Origin of the sequence: Acinetobacter sp. YH12100 (assembly GCF_013419135.1) — a bacterium.
Taxonomy (GTDB): Bacteria; Pseudomonadota; Gammaproteobacteria; order Pseudomonadales; family Moraxellaceae; genus Acinetobacter; species Acinetobacter pseudolwoffii.
Window position 1 is genome coordinate 77,181 of record NZ_VPAQ01000003.1, and the last position, 15,609, is coordinate 92,789.

General features: G+C 43.2%; 16 protein-coding genes and 1 other RNA gene. 6 read left to right on the forward strand and 11 right to left on the reverse strand.

Annotated elements, in window-relative coordinates:
* The first annotated feature begins 96 nt into the window (after nt 1-96).
* Entirely contained in the window at nt 97-537 is a 441-nt protein-coding gene (locus FTU40_RS03505) for a hypothetical protein (RefSeq protein WP_180039797.1), read from the forward strand.
* An 85-nt stretch (nt 538-622) separates the two neighbouring features.
* On the opposite strand, the gene FTU40_RS03510 is transcribed toward FTU40_RS03505, so the two are convergent.
* Both FTU40_RS03510 and FTU40_RS03515 read right to left on the reverse strand, forming a co-directional pair.
* Complete coding sequence (locus tag FTU40_RS03510; RefSeq protein ID WP_034608526.1) at nt 623-1,357, reverse strand: phosphoglycerate mutase family protein; 735 nt, start codon at nt 1,355-1,357, stop codon at nt 623-625.
* 60 nt (nt 1,358-1,417) lie between these two features.
* Nucleotides 1,418-2,269 (reverse strand): 3'(2'),5'-bisphosphate nucleotidase CysQ, encoded by an 852-nt coding sequence (locus FTU40_RS03515; RefSeq protein WP_180039799.1) that lies wholly within the window; start codon nt 2,267-2,269, stop codon nt 1,418-1,420.
* Nucleotides 2,270-2,282: 13 nt separating this feature from the next.
* On the opposite strand from FTU40_RS03515, the gene FTU40_RS03520 reads away from it, so the two are divergent.
* The 4 genes from FTU40_RS03520 (at nt 2,283) to FTU40_RS03535 (ending at nt 5,290) form a co-directional block, all read left to right on the forward strand.
* A complete protein-coding gene (locus tag FTU40_RS03520) occupies nt 2,283-2,969 on the forward strand; it encodes an HAD-IA family hydrolase (protein ID WP_180039801.1) in 687 nt (228 codons plus the stop codon).
* Entirely contained in the window at nt 2,962-3,402 is a 441-nt protein-coding gene (locus FTU40_RS03525) for an RNA-binding S4 domain-containing protein (RefSeq protein WP_005096718.1), read from the forward strand. The genes FTU40_RS03520 and FTU40_RS03525 overlap by 8 nt, the downstream gene beginning before the upstream one ends.
* A gap of 145 nt (nt 3,403-3,547) precedes the next feature.
* Nucleotides 3,548-4,588: a recombinase RecA gene (gene recA / locus FTU40_RS03530; protein ID WP_005096717.1), complete on the forward strand. Its 1,041-nt coding sequence runs from the start codon at nt 3,548-3,550 to the stop codon at nt 4,586-4,588.
* 90 nt (nt 4,589-4,678) lie between these two features.
* The gene (locus FTU40_RS03535) at nt 4,679-5,290 is read left to right on the forward strand and encodes a regulatory protein RecX (protein WP_074382856.1); all 612 of its coding nucleotides are present in this window, start codon (nt 4,679-4,681) and stop codon (nt 5,288-5,290) included.
* A gap of 192 nt (nt 5,291-5,482) precedes the next feature.
* Here FTU40_RS03535 and ffs read toward each other — a convergent pair.
* Nucleotides 5,483-5,579: signal recognition particle sRNA small type (gene ffs, locus FTU40_RS03540), an RNA gene on the reverse strand.
* Nucleotides 5,580-5,872: 293 nt separating this feature from the next.
* Here ffs and FTU40_RS03545 point away from each other — a divergent pair.
* On the forward strand, nt 5,873-6,670 hold the full coding sequence (locus FTU40_RS03545; RefSeq protein ID WP_074382857.1) for a YbgF trimerization domain-containing protein: 798 nt from the start codon (nt 5,873-5,875) through the stop codon (nt 6,668-6,670).
* A 73-nt stretch (nt 6,671-6,743) separates the two neighbouring features.
* Here FTU40_RS03545 and lpxA read toward each other — a convergent pair whose 3' ends face one another.
* The 8 genes from lpxA to FTU40_RS03585 form a co-directional block, all read right to left on the reverse strand.
* A complete protein-coding gene (gene lpxA, locus FTU40_RS03550) occupies nt 6,744-7,532 on the reverse strand; it encodes an acyl-ACP--UDP-N-acetylglucosamine O-acyltransferase (RefSeq protein WP_074382858.1) in 789 nt (262 codons plus the stop codon).
* Complete coding sequence (gene fabZ / locus FTU40_RS03555; RefSeq protein WP_171063349.1) at nt 7,529-8,014, reverse strand: 3-hydroxyacyl-ACP dehydratase FabZ; 486 nt, start codon at nt 8,012-8,014, stop codon at nt 7,529-7,531. The genes lpxA and fabZ overlap by 4 nt, the downstream gene beginning before the upstream one ends.
* A gap of 5 nt (nt 8,015-8,019) precedes the next feature.
* Nucleotides 8,020-9,090, reverse strand: a complete 1,071-nt coding sequence (gene lpxD, locus FTU40_RS03560) for a UDP-3-O-(3-hydroxymyristoyl)glucosamine N-acyltransferase (protein ID WP_005096712.1) — start codon at nt 9,088-9,090, stop codon at nt 8,020-8,022.
* 3 nt (nt 9,091-9,093) lie between these two features.
* The gene (locus tag FTU40_RS03565) at nt 9,094-9,591 is read right to left on the reverse strand and encodes an OmpH family outer membrane protein (RefSeq protein WP_180039804.1); all 498 of its coding nucleotides are present in this window, start codon (nt 9,589-9,591) and stop codon (nt 9,094-9,096) included.
* A gap of 82 nt (nt 9,592-9,673) precedes the next feature.
* Nucleotides 9,674-12,187: an outer membrane protein assembly factor BamA gene (gene bamA / locus FTU40_RS03570; protein ID WP_005171238.1), complete on the reverse strand. Its 2,514-nt coding sequence runs from the start codon at nt 12,185-12,187 to the stop codon at nt 9,674-9,676.
* Between the two features lie 39 nt (nt 12,188-12,226).
* Complete coding sequence (gene rseP, locus FTU40_RS03575) at nt 12,227-13,582, reverse strand: RIP metalloprotease RseP (protein WP_100355037.1); 1,356 nt, start codon at nt 13,580-13,582, stop codon at nt 12,227-12,229.
* Between the two features lie 3 nt (nt 13,583-13,585).
* Nucleotides 13,586-14,782 (reverse strand): 1-deoxy-D-xylulose-5-phosphate reductoisomerase, encoded by a 1,197-nt coding sequence (gene ispC / locus FTU40_RS03580; RefSeq protein ID WP_005171243.1) that lies wholly within the window; start codon nt 14,780-14,782, stop codon nt 13,586-13,588.
* The gene (locus FTU40_RS03585; RefSeq protein WP_074382864.1) at nt 14,783-15,607 is read right to left on the reverse strand and encodes a phosphatidate cytidylyltransferase; all 825 of its coding nucleotides are present in this window, start codon (nt 15,605-15,607) and stop codon (nt 14,783-14,785) included.
* Between the last annotated feature and the right edge of the window lie 2 nt (nt 15,608-15,609).

Here is a 15,609-nt window from a genome sequence, read left to right on the forward strand (position 1 = left end):
CCCATATAAAAATTATGGTATTCTCAATCATATTGCTTACATCACTATAATTTTAAGCTTGTCACTATTTTGCTGGCTGTGAAGGGAATAAAAACCATGATTACAAAATATTTACCATCTTTAGAGAAGTTTCTAGCAATCGAACAGCAATATATTGAATACTTTAAGACTCAAGGTGAAAAAGACATTTTAGGCCGGGTGATTTCCAATATGAAAGGCACTGCTGAACTTCAGGCATCTCAAGGCGTAGATGCCTGGTTAGGCTATGGTGTGTATTTGCCCGCAGTAGAATATATCTTTGCCCGATATAAGGGTGAAAATGAAGTAGATTTTTATATACGCACCCGCTATCCCCAACAAGTCTTTGCAGCTTACAGCCTTCCGGAACATGACATCGCAACACTGATCGCCGCCGACAAATATAGTCGCATTCATCAGCAACAGGTTCCAGTCAATAGTCCTCTTTGGCCGCTGAATGATACAGGTGACCTGCTTGATCTCAATGCCTATCCTCAGCGTTTAAAAGCCAATATTTAGAAAAAAACAGACCTATATGTAAAAAGCCCAATCATATCTGCGATTGGGCTTCCTTTATGATAAATGAATACCTATTGAATTAAAATTACTGGGAACGCTTAAAATCAGCAATATCCAGCTCATGTACCTGACCACGCCAGATCCATTTCAGTTTTGATTCCAGAAAAACATCGCCCTCGAACCAGACAAACAGACCTTCCATCATTTTAGGCCAGTCTTCTCGGCTGATGTCCTGACGCCCGGACATTACGGCAATCATCGCTGCCAGAATCGTGTCATGACTGACCGCCAGACTCAGCCCATACTTATTTTGCGGATGGGTGTTATAAATCAGTTCCAGCACATCCACCACACCATGAATCGGCTGTTTCATCCCCGGCAAGGCATTATTCACAAAACTGTTCACAAAACCGAGAGCGCCCTGCTTGGCAAAATAAGGACCGGCTTTTTGAATATCCAGCACAAAACTGCCCGGCTCGACCAGCAATCCCTGTTCGATAATTTCAATACGATGGGTATTCTGTTCAGGGGTAACCGCATCTGCACCTTCAATCATGAGCGCAGCAGTATCAATACAGCGCTGGATCGGGCTCGAAATACAGTGATGAATTACACGATCTGTCTGATCAGCCAGATAAGCACCCCATTCCTGTGCCAGATCCCGCCCCTGACCAGTCAATTGCAGGTCATAACCTGCCAGACCTTGACCCGGAACATCTTCACGAACCGAATGGCGTGTGAATAAGGTGACAGGCGTCTGTACATCAGGCAATAAATCAATTGCACTTAACATACTCGGTGGAAGCAGTTTCAGGGACACGTGACAGCCAACTGGATTGGTAATGAGTTAATCATCACTATACCATGCTCAGGATTTTGCTCAATGCTCGGCCTGCATGTCAGCCACCGCCTGTAATGCAATATTTTTCATATTATTATTTTTATAGGCAATAAATCCGCCATTGAGTAAGGTATCGCGATGATTATAAATAAATGGCCGCCCTTTTAAATCGACCAAACCACCACCAATCCGTTCGAGCATACATTGACCAGCACTGGTGTCCCATTCCGAAGTTGGGTGAAAACGTGGATAGATATCCACCTGATCTTCCAGCATCATACAAAACTTGTAGGCGCTGCCCGCTTTGAACTCTGTATATTCGGTAAGTTTGGCCAGATGCTGTAAATAGTCGACATATTTCGGTTTCTGCTGGCTACTTTGACTCAGACCAATCGCAATTCGTTGGTCTGTTGGCGCTGCTTCATAGCCAAACCACGTATCTCGCTGAATATCATATTTATAAGGCAGCCCCTGCTCTGCACAGAAATAAATCAGTTGCTGTTCTGGTACTGCCAATATGGCAAAAGTCGTCAAACTTCCACGAACCAAACTTAAATTGATGGTGAATTCAGGCCGCTGATGCAAAAACTCCTTGGTGCCATCTAGCGGATCTAATAACCAGAATTCTGGCCATGAACGACGCTCATATTCTTTTCCTTCTTCTGACAATAAAGGCAAGTCTGAAATATCTGCCAAAGCCTGAGTTAGAAAAGTATTGACCCTTAAGTCTGCCTGAGTTACCGGAGAATTATCATTTTTTTGGATGACATCAAAAGCCGCACCAGAACAATAACGCTGATATTCTTCTCGCAAAATTTCACAGGCTTGTGTCAAAATGGGCACAAACTGCAAAATCATCGGATCTTGTGGTGCTGCTATTGCTTTAAACATAGAAAACCTAAATATGTCAAAATGCTCTGAAAAACCTACCATAATTTTCGATATGGATGGAACTTTACTTGATCTTGCCTACGATGATTTCATCTGGAATGAGTTGCTGCCTGTCCGTTATGCCGAGACACATGGCTGTAGCATAGAACACAGTCAGGCGACCCTCTCCGCATTCTATCAGGAACATAATCATACCCTAAACTGGTACTCCTCACGCTTCTGGACGGCTAAAGTCGAAGTTGATGTTCTGGCGATGCAGATTGAACATAAAGACAAAGTCGCCTTACGCCCGTATTGTCTCGAATTACTGGATTATCTGAAAACGAATGGCTACCCGATCTGGCTGGCCACCAATGCCGATTGTGCCGGACTGGCCTTTAAACTGGATCACTTAAATTTAAGCCATTATTTTGATGTGATTGTCAGTTCAGAAACGATTGGGCATGCCAAAGAATTTGTTGAATTCTGGCAAGGCTTGAATGCCATGCATCCCTTCGATCCGCAACATGCTTATTTTATTGATGATACCGAAAAAGTCCTGAATGGTGCCAAAGCCTACGGGATTGAAAACCTGTTCAGTATCCAGCACCCCTCCTCGGCCAAAGTCGCACGCGAGACTTGCAATTATCCGATGCTGCACCAATTAACAGATTTAATCACTTATTTAAATCAGGCTGAGGTAGAGAAAAAATATGCGTAAATCGTCTTTACCCGAAGATGCGGTAGGCATGCGTATAGACAAATGGCTTTGGGCAGCACGGTTTTTCAAGACCCGTTCCATTGCCAAACATGCAATTGAAGGTGGTAAAGTCCACCACAATGGTGAACGTGTCAAAGTATCACGCGAAGTCCGTGTTGGCATGGAACTGACGATTCAGCAAGGCATCGACAAGAAAACTGTCCTGGTTAAAGAACTTTCTGATGTTCGCGGCCCTGCACCTGTGGCACAAAAACTGTATGAAGAAACCGAAGTCAGTATTGCTCGACGGGAATTGATTACCTCACAAAGAAAGTTGCATAATCTAGCTCGTCCCGATCATCGTCCAAGCAAGAAAGATCGCCGGGATATCAGTAAATTTAAAAATGAAAATAGTCAGAGTTTTGATCAGTCATGGTCGTATAATGACGATTAAATTCAAGCGTCAGAATGTGTCGTACATGCGCTGACATTGATAGAACACTAGGGAAAATTCTGTCACTATACGCCTGTGGAACAAAGCTCTAATTTAAGACATCCACTTGAGTACTAACTGAGTGACATCGTATTGAGGTTGTAAGATGGATGAGAATAAAAACAAGGCGCTTAATGCTGCCTTAAGCCAGATTGAAAAACAGTTTGGTAAAAATACAGTCATGCGTCTTGGTGACAATACCGTTCAGGCTGTTGAAGCAGTATCTACAGGTTCTTTAACCCTGGATATCGCACTCGGTATTGGTGGCCTACCGAAGGGCCGTATCGTCGAGATTTATGGTCCTGAATCATCAGGTAAAACCACGATGACCCTGCAAGCAATTGCAGAATGTCAAAAAGCCGGTGGTACATGTGCATTTATCGATGCCGAACATGCACTTGATCCGCAATATGCGCGTAAACTTGGCGTAGATATTGATAACCTGCTGGTATCGCAGCCCGATCACGGTGAACAGGCACTTGAAATCGCAGATATGCTGGTACGCTCTGGTGCAATTGACATGATCGTGGTCGATTCTGTAGCTGCTCTAACGCCACGTGCGGAAATTGAAGGCGAAATGGGTGACTCGCATATGGGTCTGCAAGCCCGTTTGATGAGCCAGGCACTGCGTAAAATCACCGGTAATGCCAAGCGTTCCAACTGTATGGTGATCTTCATTAACCAGATTCGTATGAAGATTGGTGTCATGTTCGGTAGCCCGGAAACCACGACTGGCGGTAACGCATTGAAGTTCTATGCATCTGTACGTCTAGACATCCGTCGTATTGGTCAGGTGAAAGAAGGTGACGAGATCGTTGGTTCTGAAACCAAAGTCAAAGTCGTGAAAAACAAAATGGCACCTCCATTTAGAGAAGCGCTGTTCCAGATTCTGTACGGCAAAGGCGTGAACCATCTAGGTGAATTGATCGATCTTGCTGTACAGCAAGAAATCGTGCAGAAAGCCGGTGCGTGGTATTCTTATCAAGGCGACAAAATTGGCCAAGGTAAGAACAATACCATCCGTTATCTGGAAGAGCATAAAGAAATGGCACAAACCATTGAAAAGCTGATTCGCGAGCAACTGCTGACCAAAGCCGTGATCACTGAAGAAGATAATAAAGAAGAAGCAGATCTTTTAGATGCCTAATCTATTATTTGCCTAGTCTTTAAACATCACGACACAGCGCCCTACGGGGCGTTTTGTTATTATGGGTAGATGATAAAATGCGAGAGAAAGATGTCAGAGGCAAAATTCAGCAAACTGCTCGATTATGAAACTTTAAAACAGAAATTTGGAGATGCTGATGATCAAGCGACCCAGCAAAACATATCGAAACAAAAACCCACTTTCGACTCAGAAGAGCGCCTGTTTGATACCCCTGATGATGAAAAGAAAAAACCGGGCTTAACTGGCTCACGTTTGCGTTCGTATGCTTTTGCCGTACTGACCCGCAAGGAATATGCCAAAGCCGAACTGATCGAGAAGCTATGCCTATATGCAGAGGATCGCGATGAAGTACTGGAATTAGTTGAAGAATTATCACGAGAGAATTACCAGAGTGATCAGCGTGTCGCAGAAACCATGCTGTCGAGCCAAAAGCGTAAAGGCAAAGGCCCCAATCAGATTAAAATGAAATTAAAAAACAAGAAAGTTGATACGGCTTTAATCGCAGAAGAACTGAAAGAAACTGACTGGGTGCAGCAAGCCTATGCGCTGAAAGTCAAAAAATATGGGGCGGAAGTTACTAAAGATCCGAAGCTCAAGGCCAAACAGATCCGTTTTCTGATGTACCGTGGTTTTGAAATGGATACGATTATTAAGGCGATTAACCGTAAAGTGGAAGATTAATTTGTATTCAGATTCATTAATAGACCCATTACAAAAGTGTTTGCAGATTGATCTTAAAATGAGAAAATCAGTTCGCTAGCAGAACGAATTATCGGGATAATAAAATATTAAAAATTAGCTGATATTAGAAGTGAGCTTTGAGATTAATAGGCTGGGATAAAATGTTTTTATTATTGAAAAATATGGTGGCAACCCTACCAGCAAAGCTCCGGCACATCATAGTTCTATTACCGTTGCTACCTTCCGGTCCTGGCGGGGTTCATAGAGTACAATTGCGAAGTAACCAGCAGGGCTACCATTACAAAAACAGAGTATAGAGATTTTTAATCAAGTTGCAAGCTTTGTTCCTTAAAATAATCCATCAAGCTATCCGTTTGATTATTTTAAAAACAATATTAATGTTTCTGCTGATTTTCAGGCGATCTTCACAATCAATCCATCAACACCCAGATTCGCATGATCTTTGTAAAACCTTGTTGCAATTTCTAAAAATGCCGTTTTTAATGTGTGCAATGTATATGAATGATCTTCTTTAAAAGATGAGCAGCGGATACGTATCTCACAAAGAATTATGGAAATTTTATGATGTTTAAAAAGACCGTATTGTGTGCAGTGACAGCACTCTTTACCACACCGCTATTTGCCAATATTCCAATTGAATCGCGTGGCTTGAGCCAGACTGCCAATCAAGCGTCAATGAATACCCAGTCTGCGAGTTCTGCCGGCGTATCGACACCTGTGCAAACCAATACCAGCTGGCAGATTATGCAAAAAAACCAGCAACTGGAAAGTGATCTGCGGATCTTGCGCGGCAAAATGGAAGAACAGGAAAATGAAATTGCCCAACTGAAAAGCGAACTGACCAATCGCTATGCCGATCTCGATCAGCGCCTGGAACTGTTACAGCAAAAAATTGAACCGGCTGAAGAAAACCCAACGGAGGACAACCCACAGGATAGTTCTCCCAGTTTAAATGCGAATGAGATCAATACAGCGAGCAGCGGACAACAGCCCACCGAGCTGGACAAAGCAGCCTATACAGTAGCCTTAGATGCCTATAAAAATGGCGGTGCAGCCAAAGCCATTGCACCCATGCAGAACTTTATTAAAAACAATCCGAATAGTGTGTATATCAGCAATGCCTATTTCTGGTTAGCAGAATTCAATCTGGCCATCGATCCGCCAAATTTTGAAGAAGCAAAACGCAATTACACCATTGTGGCAGACCGCTATCCAAAGTCGACCCGTGCTTCGCGTGCGCTTTATCAACTGCATAACATTAGCAAGGACGTCGAGCAAAAACCGGCCATTGCCACCCAGTACAAGAACAAATTACTCAGTAATTACCCGCAATCTGAAGAAGCTAAATTTTTTAAGTAATAATCTTCTAGATAACCCTTAATTCAGCAATAAAAAAGACACCTTAAAGGTGTCTTTTTTTACTTGAAATATTTTAGCGCACAATACCACGCTTGGATTGTTCAAGAGAATCAATCAAACGTTGTGCTTCGGCAACTTCCGGCAAGATATCTTTACGAATCTGCTCGATTGCTTCCTGCGTGGTTAAACCTGATTTATAAATCAGTTTAAAGGCAGTACGCAAACCGTCAATTATGGCCTTAGACCAGCCCTTACGACGCATTCCCTCAATATTCATAGCAAAAGCGTGCGCAGGATTACCTGACACCATCACATAGGCCGGCACATCTTTCAAAATCAGTGATGCTCCGCCAATCATGCTATAAGAGTCAATCTTGCAGAATTGATGAATCCCTGAGTTTCCACCAATGACCACATAATCCCCGACATGAACATGTCCAGCCACACCGACATTATTGGCAAAGATATTGTGATCACCGACCATGCAGTCATGGGCAATATGGGTGTTGACCATTAGAAGATTATGACTGCCAATCTTGGTTAAACCCTGATCCTGAACGGTACCACGATGCAAACTACAATGCTCACGGATCTTGTTGTGATCGCCAATCTCAAGCCAGGTTTCTTCACCGGCATACTTAAGATCCTGACAAACCTCGCCTACACTGGCGAACTGGAAAATTTCATTATATTCACCTATACGCGTATAGCCACCCACCACTACATGTGAATGAAGTTTGCTACCCGCACCAATAGTGACGTTTGGCCCAATAATACAGTATGGACCAATTTCTACATCAGCAGCGATGACTGCTGATGCGTCAATAATGGCAGTTGGATGAATAAGGGGATTATTGCTCATGCCTGCTCGACTTTTTGATGCGAAACCATAATTTCCGCGGTTGTTGCGACGACGCCATCTACAGTGGCAATACAATTATATTTGTAAATGCCGCGCTTTTGCATCACCAATTCAGCTTTTAATACCAATTGATCGCCTGCAACCACCTGTTTTTTAAACCTAACCTTCTCCGCACCGGCAAAAAGGAACAATGAACCCGCACTTGGTGTTTCATTGTTCATCACAAAACCCAAGATTCCCGAGATTTGTGCCAGTGCTTCAACAATCAGCACACCCGGCATAATTGGATAATTCGGAAAATGGCCTTGCAAAAACTCTTCATTAATTGAGACGTTTTTATAACCAACAATGCCATTTTCGGTAATCTCGACCACGCGATCAACCAATAAAAATGGATAACGATGGGGCAAATATTCACGAATCTTTTGAATATTCATTGGCAATTCAGGTTTCGTGAATGTAGGCAAATTCGACTCTGTCATCATAATTATTTACGCAACTTAAATGTTGATTCAATGGACTCAATTTGAGATTGCATATGATCTAGTCGTTTCATCACCTGGGTCAATGGCACATCTGCTAATTGTTTAAAACGCACAGCAGCACGTTTCCAGTGCAAACTTTCCAACATAGGTGTGCCAGAAGAATAACTGCCCGCCTCAGAAATATTTTTTGTCACCATTGACATGCCAGTAATTGTGACATTATCTGCGATATTAATGTGGCCTACTACCCCCACCGCACCTGCAAATACACAGTTTTTGCCAATTGTAGTGCTTCCGGCGATTCCGCATTTTGCTGCGAGTGCGGTATTGGCACCAATCTTGACGTTATGCGCGATTTGCACAAGATTATCAATAATCACACCCTGTTGCAAAATCGTATCATCCAATGCACCGCGGTCTATACTACAGTTTGACCCGATACGCACATCATCAGCAATACGCACAGAACCAAGCTGGGCAATACGATGCCATTTACCTTGATAAGGTGCAAAACCAAAACCTTCGCTGCCAATCACGGTATTGGCATGAATACGAACGCGATTGCCAATTTTGGCGCCACCCGTCAGCGTCACATGCGCATCAATAAAACAGTCCTGACCGATTTCCACATCATTATCGACATGTACATGAGGCTGAATCACGGTATTGGCGCCCACAACACAATGCTCGCCAATCACCACATAGTGTCCAATATACGCATCATCGGCGATGATCGCTGAAGGATGAATTTGAGCAGTACTTTCGATACCACGCTGGGTATTTTTTTTCTCAAATACATGGGTCAGGATCGCAAAAGCCAGATAAGGATTTGCAACAACAATAAAGTTCTGATGTGACGTTATTTGTTGTTTCAGTTCAGCAGTGACAATTAAAGCAGCTGCCTGACTTTGATTGGCTTGCTCTACATATTTGTCTGCATTGACGAATGCCAAATCTTGCGATGTCGCATGCTCAAGACTGGCCAAAGCGCTCAAACGCAAATCTGCCTGACCTACGCACTCGCCTTGAACCAGGCGAGCAAGGTCAGCTAACTGAAGCTGTTGATGATTCATTGATTACTTAATTGCATTAACCTTTTGAATCATTTTATCAGTTAAATCATATTTAGCGTCATAAGCAAGTGCTGAATTTTTATTTAAAACCACATCCAGGTTATTTTCTTTACGCAATTGTTCAGTAATTTGCTTTACACGTGCATCAAATACCGTCCGAATCTGCTGAATCGAACTTTGAACATTACTCTGCACAGATTGTTGCAACTGATTCAATTCCTGAAATTTAGCCTGATATTGCGTAGACATCTTCTGCTTTTCAGCATCGCTCAGTTTGGTATTAGACTGAGCACGCTGCTGCAAAGCTTCCAGTTCTTTACTGAGTTGTTCAATCTTGCTGGTTTGTGGCTGAATTTTTTGCTGAAATGCCGTGTTTTGCTGTTTCAGATAAGTACTGCCTTCAACAACACGCTCCAAGTCAATCACACCAATACCAGCTGCTTGAGTTAACGGTGCAACACTTGCCAAAGCCAGGCTCATCGCCATGATCATTTTTTTCATATTCTTACTCATTCAAAAAAATTTGCTCATAAAGCCTCGCAACTTCATGAGCAAAATCTATATTCAAGACCAGATCATAATCTTAGAAAGTACGTCCGATTTCGAACTGGATATTTTTGGTCTCATCACCGTCTTTCTTATTCAACGGATAAGCATAGCTCAGTGACAATGGGCCAATCATGGTAATCCAGGTGAAACCGGCACCAACGCTATAACGCATATTGCCTGCATCGAAACCGAAGTTATCTTTACAGTATTGGCGAGCATTATAAGTAGTACCACCTACAATAAGATTACTGTCTGGAGCAGGCACATCACAGTTGGTATCAAAAACCTGCGCACCTTCTGCAAAGATAACCGGACGAACCTGACGCGCCCAATCGCCTTTAAATGGCACTGGCAGTACTAGCTCAGTACCAAACTGAACCAATGCATTACCACCTACTTCTTCAGGTGAAGGATCCGGCTCACCTCTTTCACTAAAATATACACCATCATATTTTGGACCTAAGGTACTATTTTCATAGCCACGCACCGAACCAAAACCACCGGCATAAAAATTCTTATAGAATGGCAGGTCATTACCATAGCCCAACTTACCATAACCGCGCAGAACAAAGTCTTTACCTAACGGGAAGAAGGCCTGAGCATCATAAGTCACTTTTTGATATTCCACTTCACTACCCGGTAATGCAACTTCTGCATTAATACGATGTGACATACCATTAGTCGGGAACATCGGACGGTTTAAGGTATTATACGACCAGCCTAAATTTAAGTTATATGTTAAGAATTTACCTTCAAATTCACTTTCATAACTATTGGTGACTACACTACCCTCTGGACATGTCCATGCAGGGTCATTACCCGGATTAGCAATTGAACATGTTTGGAATGTATTGGTATCAATACTCTTCCCTCCATTCGCTTCTAGATAATCACGAACATACGTAGATACAAACTGACCTGTTGTCACTTTAGTTTGATCGATATTTAAACCAGCACTAACACTCTGGTTTTCATCAATTGGATAACCAAAGTTAATTCCACCACCAAAACTGTCCGTCACATAGTTGTTGACGTTATAGTCATCGTCTAGCTTGGTCTTGCGGTAGTACATGTTATAACCGCGACGTACACCATCAATGGTAAAGTACGGGTCCATCACACTCAGGTTATAATAATCTTGGGTTTCAGAACGCGACAAGTCGATCGATACACTATTACCAGTGCCCAGGAAGTTGGTTTGACTTAAACCTGCCTGGAAGGTCACACCGCCACTTTGCGAGAAACCCACCGCCAAGGTACTGGTACCTGAATGCTGTTCTTCTACTGCGACATTTAGATCGACCTGATCCGGTGAACCCGGAATACGTGCAGGCTTAATATCAACTGTTTTAAAGAAACCGGTACGTTCCAGACGGACTTTAGACAAGTCAATTTTTTCATTACTGGCTAAAGCACCTTCCATCTGGCGCATTTCACGACGCAACACTTCATCTGCAGTTTTGGTATTACCGGTAAAATTAATACGTCGTACTGTAACTTGCTGACCTGGGTTAATGTAGTAATTTAAATCAACCTGTTTGGTTTCATTATTAATTTGAGGAACAATATTCACTTCTGCATAATAATAACCAGCATTACCATATTTACGCTGTAATAGCTGCTTAACCACATTTACTTTTTCTTGCGAATAAGTTTCACCTTCTTTAAACAGCTGTAAGGCTTGCAATTCTTCAGTTTGATAAAGTGCATCACCTAAATATTTGGTTTGACCAAATTTAAATTGCTCGCCTTCATCTACAGACACTTCAATAAAGACATTCTTTTTATCTTCACTCAAGTTCAAACTGGAATTGGTAATATTAAAGTTAATATAACCCTGGTTCAGATACATAGCACGCAATGCTTCAAGGCTTGCAGCCATTTTTTCACGTGCATAACGGTCATTACGTGAAATCACCGAGTTCCAGCTACTTTCTTTAACAGCAAATGCCTGTTTAATATCTGATTCTTTGAAAACAGTATTGCCAATGATATTGATATCAAAAACTTTTGCGGCTTTACCTTCAATAAAATCAATCAGCAATTCAACTCGGTTATTCGGTCTTGCTGTCGTCGTGACTGTAACATCCGCATCATAGCGACCTTGCTGCATGTATTGCTGTTCAAGCTCGGTTTCGACTGTCTGTAAAGCAGATTTTTTCAGCACTTCACCTTCAGCCAGACCCATTTTTTTCAGGCCATCTTCAAGTGCTTCCTTTGGAATCAGCTTATTGCCTTTCAGTTCGATTTTCGAAATGACTGGGCGCTCTACCACCTGAAAAACTAGAGTATTGCCTTGCTGAACAGCTTTGATGTCATCAAATAAGCCTGATGCATATAAACTGCGAATTGCATTGGCAATGACCGGATCATTGACCCGATCACCACTGTTAATTGGCACGAGGCCATATACATTCTCAGGAGTTAAACGCACTAATCCATCAAATTTTATATCTTGTACAATGAATTCATCTGCTGCATATACTTGTTGTGCTACTGCCATTGCACTAACGAGTGCCAGAGGCATAAATAAATGTGTGTGCTGCATGCCAGTCTTTTCCGCTGTTAATTTATTCCATCTACGTTGTTATAAACGCATAAAATCATTAAATAATGCCAGAAGCATCATACTGCCGAGCAGTACCATACCAATTTTTAGTCCAACCAATTGTATTTGTTCGGAAACAGGTTTACCACGAATTAATTCAACAAAATAGTAAACCAGATGTCCGCCATCAAGCATTGGAATCGGCAGTAGATTTAATATTCCTAAACTTACACTCATTAGCGCCATAAAGGAAATAAAAGTTTCCCAACCCATTTCTGCGCTTTGTCCTGCGACTTTGGCAATGGTGATCGGTCCAGATAAGTTATCCAGTCCAATCATGCCACGTACCATTTTGACAATCGAGTTCAGAATCATCGAAGATAAGTGCACCGTTTTATCAAATGCCATCACCAGTGCTTCAGCTGGATTGTAGTGAATGGTCTGCTTATATTCTGCAGGAATCGAGATTTTACCGGGATCACTTTGTACACCGAGCATACCCGTGACATTGCCCATATTGTCACGCTTGCCCTGTGGCATCACTTCAAGTTGCACCACCTGGTTTTCGCGCAATACATCCATCTTCAATAACTTTTCTGGTGATGCCTGTACAATTTGTACCACATCAAACCAGTCTTTCATCTGGACACCATCAATGGCCAGAATTTTGTCACCTTGCTTCAGGCCTTGGCGAATTGCTGCACCATCTTCAGTCAGCTTGCTAATCACAGCCGGAATTTCCGGTCGATAAGGCAAGAAGCCCAGACTGTCTAACGGAGATTGACTCTGGTCTTTTAAATAGTCCCGAATCGGTAACTGGAACAGCTTGTTTTCCCCGGCACGTTCTGCCTGAATAGACACTACACCGGTTTCACCCACACGATCCACCAGCGCATAACTCAGTTTTTCCCAGGTTTCGACTGGAGTCCCGTCCACAGCAACAATTTTGTCACCCGGCTGCATTTGTACTGTTGCAGCCGGCGTATCTGGTAAAACTTTACCAACGCGGGTATTCAGCTGCTCTTGTGCCGGTAAAAACAGCACCCAGAATAACAGCACCGCAAGAATGAGGTTGATCAATGGTCCCGCTGCCACAATGGCAATCCGTTTCCAGGGATGCTGACGGTTAAATGCTTTGGGCAAGTCTTCTTCAGCAACATTGCCTTCACGTTCATCCAGCATTTTCACATAACCGCCTAAAGGTAAGGCGGATAGCTGATATTGAATGCCAGATTTTTTTGAGGTCCACTTTAACAGCGTTGGTCCAAAACCAATCGAATACACCAACACTTTAACGCCCAGTTTACGCGCCACAATATAGTGACCAAACTCATGAATCGCAATTAAGGGACCGAGTAACAGGATTGCGGCTGCAATAATAAACAAGGCGTTCATGTCTTAACTTCCTTTATTCACAACATACTGCTGTGATAAACCTCGTGCCATTTGATCTGCCTGCAAGATAGCCTCCAGATCATTTGCCGGCTGATTATCCATCTGATTCAGGACATGCTCAACCACTTGAGGGATTTGGGTAAACCTAATTTGCTGATGTAAAAATGCGTCAACTGCAATTTCATTGGCCGCATTTAAAATCGTGGGTGCAATCCCGCCGCTCTGCATCGCCTGACGCGCCAACTTTAATGCAGGAAACCGAATCACATCCGGTTCCTGAAAGTTAAGCTGCGAGTGCATAAACAGATCTAAGGGTGGTACATGCGTACTGATTCGCTCAGGCCATGCCAATGCATGTGCAATAGGTGTGCCCATATCCGGATTACCCATTTGTGCCAAAGTTGAACCATCTACATATTGAACCATGGAGTGAATAATACTCTGTGGATGCACCACGACTGTAACAAATTGTTCTTGAACTGCAAACAAATGACAGGCTTCGATCAATTCCAGACCTTTATTCATTAAAGTCGCTGAATCGACCGAAATTTTTTGGCCCATTGACCAGTTGGGATGCTTGCAGGCCTGTGCAGGCGTCACATCTTCAAGCTGTTGTAGACTATGATTGAGAAACGGCCCACCAGATGCAGTTAACAAAATTTGCGAGACACCCAGCTTGGGCTTGCCATGACGCTCTGCCTCAAAATAGTGCTGTGGTAAACACTGGAAAATCGCATTGTGTTCGGAATCCACCGGAAGCAACAATGCACCATGATCGCGTGCAGCCTGCATCATGATGTCACCGGACATCACCAAAGCTTCTTTATTGGCCAACAGTACGCGCTTGCCTGCTTTTACTGCAGCCAGTGTCGGCAACAATCCGGCAGCACCGACAATGGCAGCCATGACAATATCGACATCCGCATGTTCAGCCACAGCAATTAAACCGGCTTCATCTTGCAGAATTTCAATATCAGCCAGACCATGTTGCTGAAGGAGTTTTGAAAACTCCTCCACTTTTGCCGCAGGCACCACCGCCACTTTAGGGCGATATTGCTGGCAAATCTTGACCAGCTCATCAATACGACTTTGCGCGGTTACAGCAAAAACCGAGTACGCTTCAGGATGTCGCTGCAAGATTTTTAAAGTACTTTGACCAATAGAACCTGTAGCACCCAGTATACAAACCGCTTGTGACATTTATAAATCTACACCAATAAGTTTTAGAACAGCAATACCTGCCGCAAAGATTGGAGCTGCAGCAAGCAAAGAATCAATACGATCCAGCACCCCACCATGACCCGGTAAAATACGGCCCGAGTCTTTAATACCGGCACGTCGTTTGATCATGGATTCAAACAGATCTCCCAGTACTGAACTGAAGACCGTGATCACCGATAAGGTCAGGAATAAAATAAGTTCTGGCCAGGTCATCTCCAGATAAAGCAAAGCAACTGCAATCACAATCAGCATTGAGGTGACCACACCACCATACAGCCCTTCTACAGATTTGTTTGGGCTGACATTTGGTGCAAGTTTTTTCCTACCGAATTTACGGCCAACAAAATACGCACCGCTGTCTGCGCCCCATACCAGTAAAAACAGGTACATCAACCACCACGGTGAACTTTGCCAAACCGAGAAAATTGCGGTGACAGCAGCAGAAATCAGCACTACACCAATGCCATTTAGGCTTGTATTGTACCAGCCGTCATACTCAGGATAAGACTTGACCCAGTAAATACTGAGTAACCAGGTAATAATAGAAGCCACCCATAACAACAAAGCGACTTCAGCAAAATACAATGCCAATGCTGATAGAGCCGCGGTCAGCACCCCATATCCCCATGCAACGGGCTTGATGACCTGCTTAAATTTTCGCGGCATGAGTTTAAACCACTCATAACCGGCAACCCCGGCAGCAAGAACCATCAATACAAACATTGGATAATGTGATTCAGTAGCAAACATACAGCTCAGTACAACTGCTACCAACACCAATGCGGTTATAATCCGCTCAAACATGT

Bases quoted from the DNA above. Each gene is read 5' to 3' on its own strand.
- FTU40_RS03525 (WP_005096718.1), top strand. From the start codon at position 2,962: ATGCGTAAATCGTCTTTACCCGAAGATGCGGTAGGCATGCGTATAGAC.
- lpxD (WP_005096712.1), bottom strand. From the start codon at position 9,090: ATGAATCATCAACAGCTTCAGTTAGCTGACCTTGCTCGCCTGGTTCAA.
- fabZ (WP_171063349.1), bottom strand. From the start codon at position 8,014: ATGACAGAGTCGAATTTGCCTACATTCACGAAACCTGAATTGCCAATG.
- FTU40_RS03520 (WP_180039801.1), top strand. From the start codon at position 2,283: ATGTCAAAATGCTCTGAAAAACCTACCATAATTTTCGATATGGATGGA.
- FTU40_RS03505 (WP_180039797.1), top strand. From the start codon at position 97: ATGATTACAAAATATTTACCATCTTTAGAGAAGTTTCTAGCAATCGAA.
- bamA (WP_005171238.1), bottom strand. From the start codon at position 12,187: ATGCAGCACACACATTTATTTATGCCTCTGGCACTCGTTAGTGCAATG.
- FTU40_RS03565 (WP_180039804.1), bottom strand. From the start codon at position 9,591: ATGAAAAAAATGATCATGGCGATGAGCCTGGCTTTGGCAAGTGTTGCA.
- FTU40_RS03585 (WP_074382864.1), bottom strand. From the start codon at position 15,607: ATGTTTGAGCGGATTATAACCGCATTGGTGTTGGTAGCAGTTGTACTG.
- rseP (WP_100355037.1), bottom strand. From the start codon at position 13,582: ATGAACGCCTTGTTTATTATTGCAGCCGCAATCCTGTTACTCGGTCCC.
- lpxA (WP_074382858.1), bottom strand. From the start codon at position 7,532: ATGAGCAATAATCCCCTTATTCATCCAACTGCCATTATTGACGCATCA.
- FTU40_RS03535 (WP_074382856.1), top strand. From the start codon at position 4,679: ATGTCAGAGGCAAAATTCAGCAAACTGCTCGATTATGAAACTTTAAAA.
- recA (WP_005096717.1), top strand. From the start codon at position 3,548: ATGGATGAGAATAAAAACAAGGCGCTTAATGCTGCCTTAAGCCAGATT.
- FTU40_RS03515 (WP_180039799.1), bottom strand. From the start codon at position 2,269: ATGTTTAAAGCAATAGCAGCACCACAAGATCCGATGATTTTGCAGTTT.
- ispC (WP_005171243.1), bottom strand. From the start codon at position 14,782: ATGTCACAAGCGGTTTGTATACTGGGTGCTACAGGTTCTATTGGTCAA.
- FTU40_RS03545 (WP_074382857.1), top strand. From the start codon at position 5,873: ATGATGTTTAAAAAGACCGTATTGTGTGCAGTGACAGCACTCTTTACC.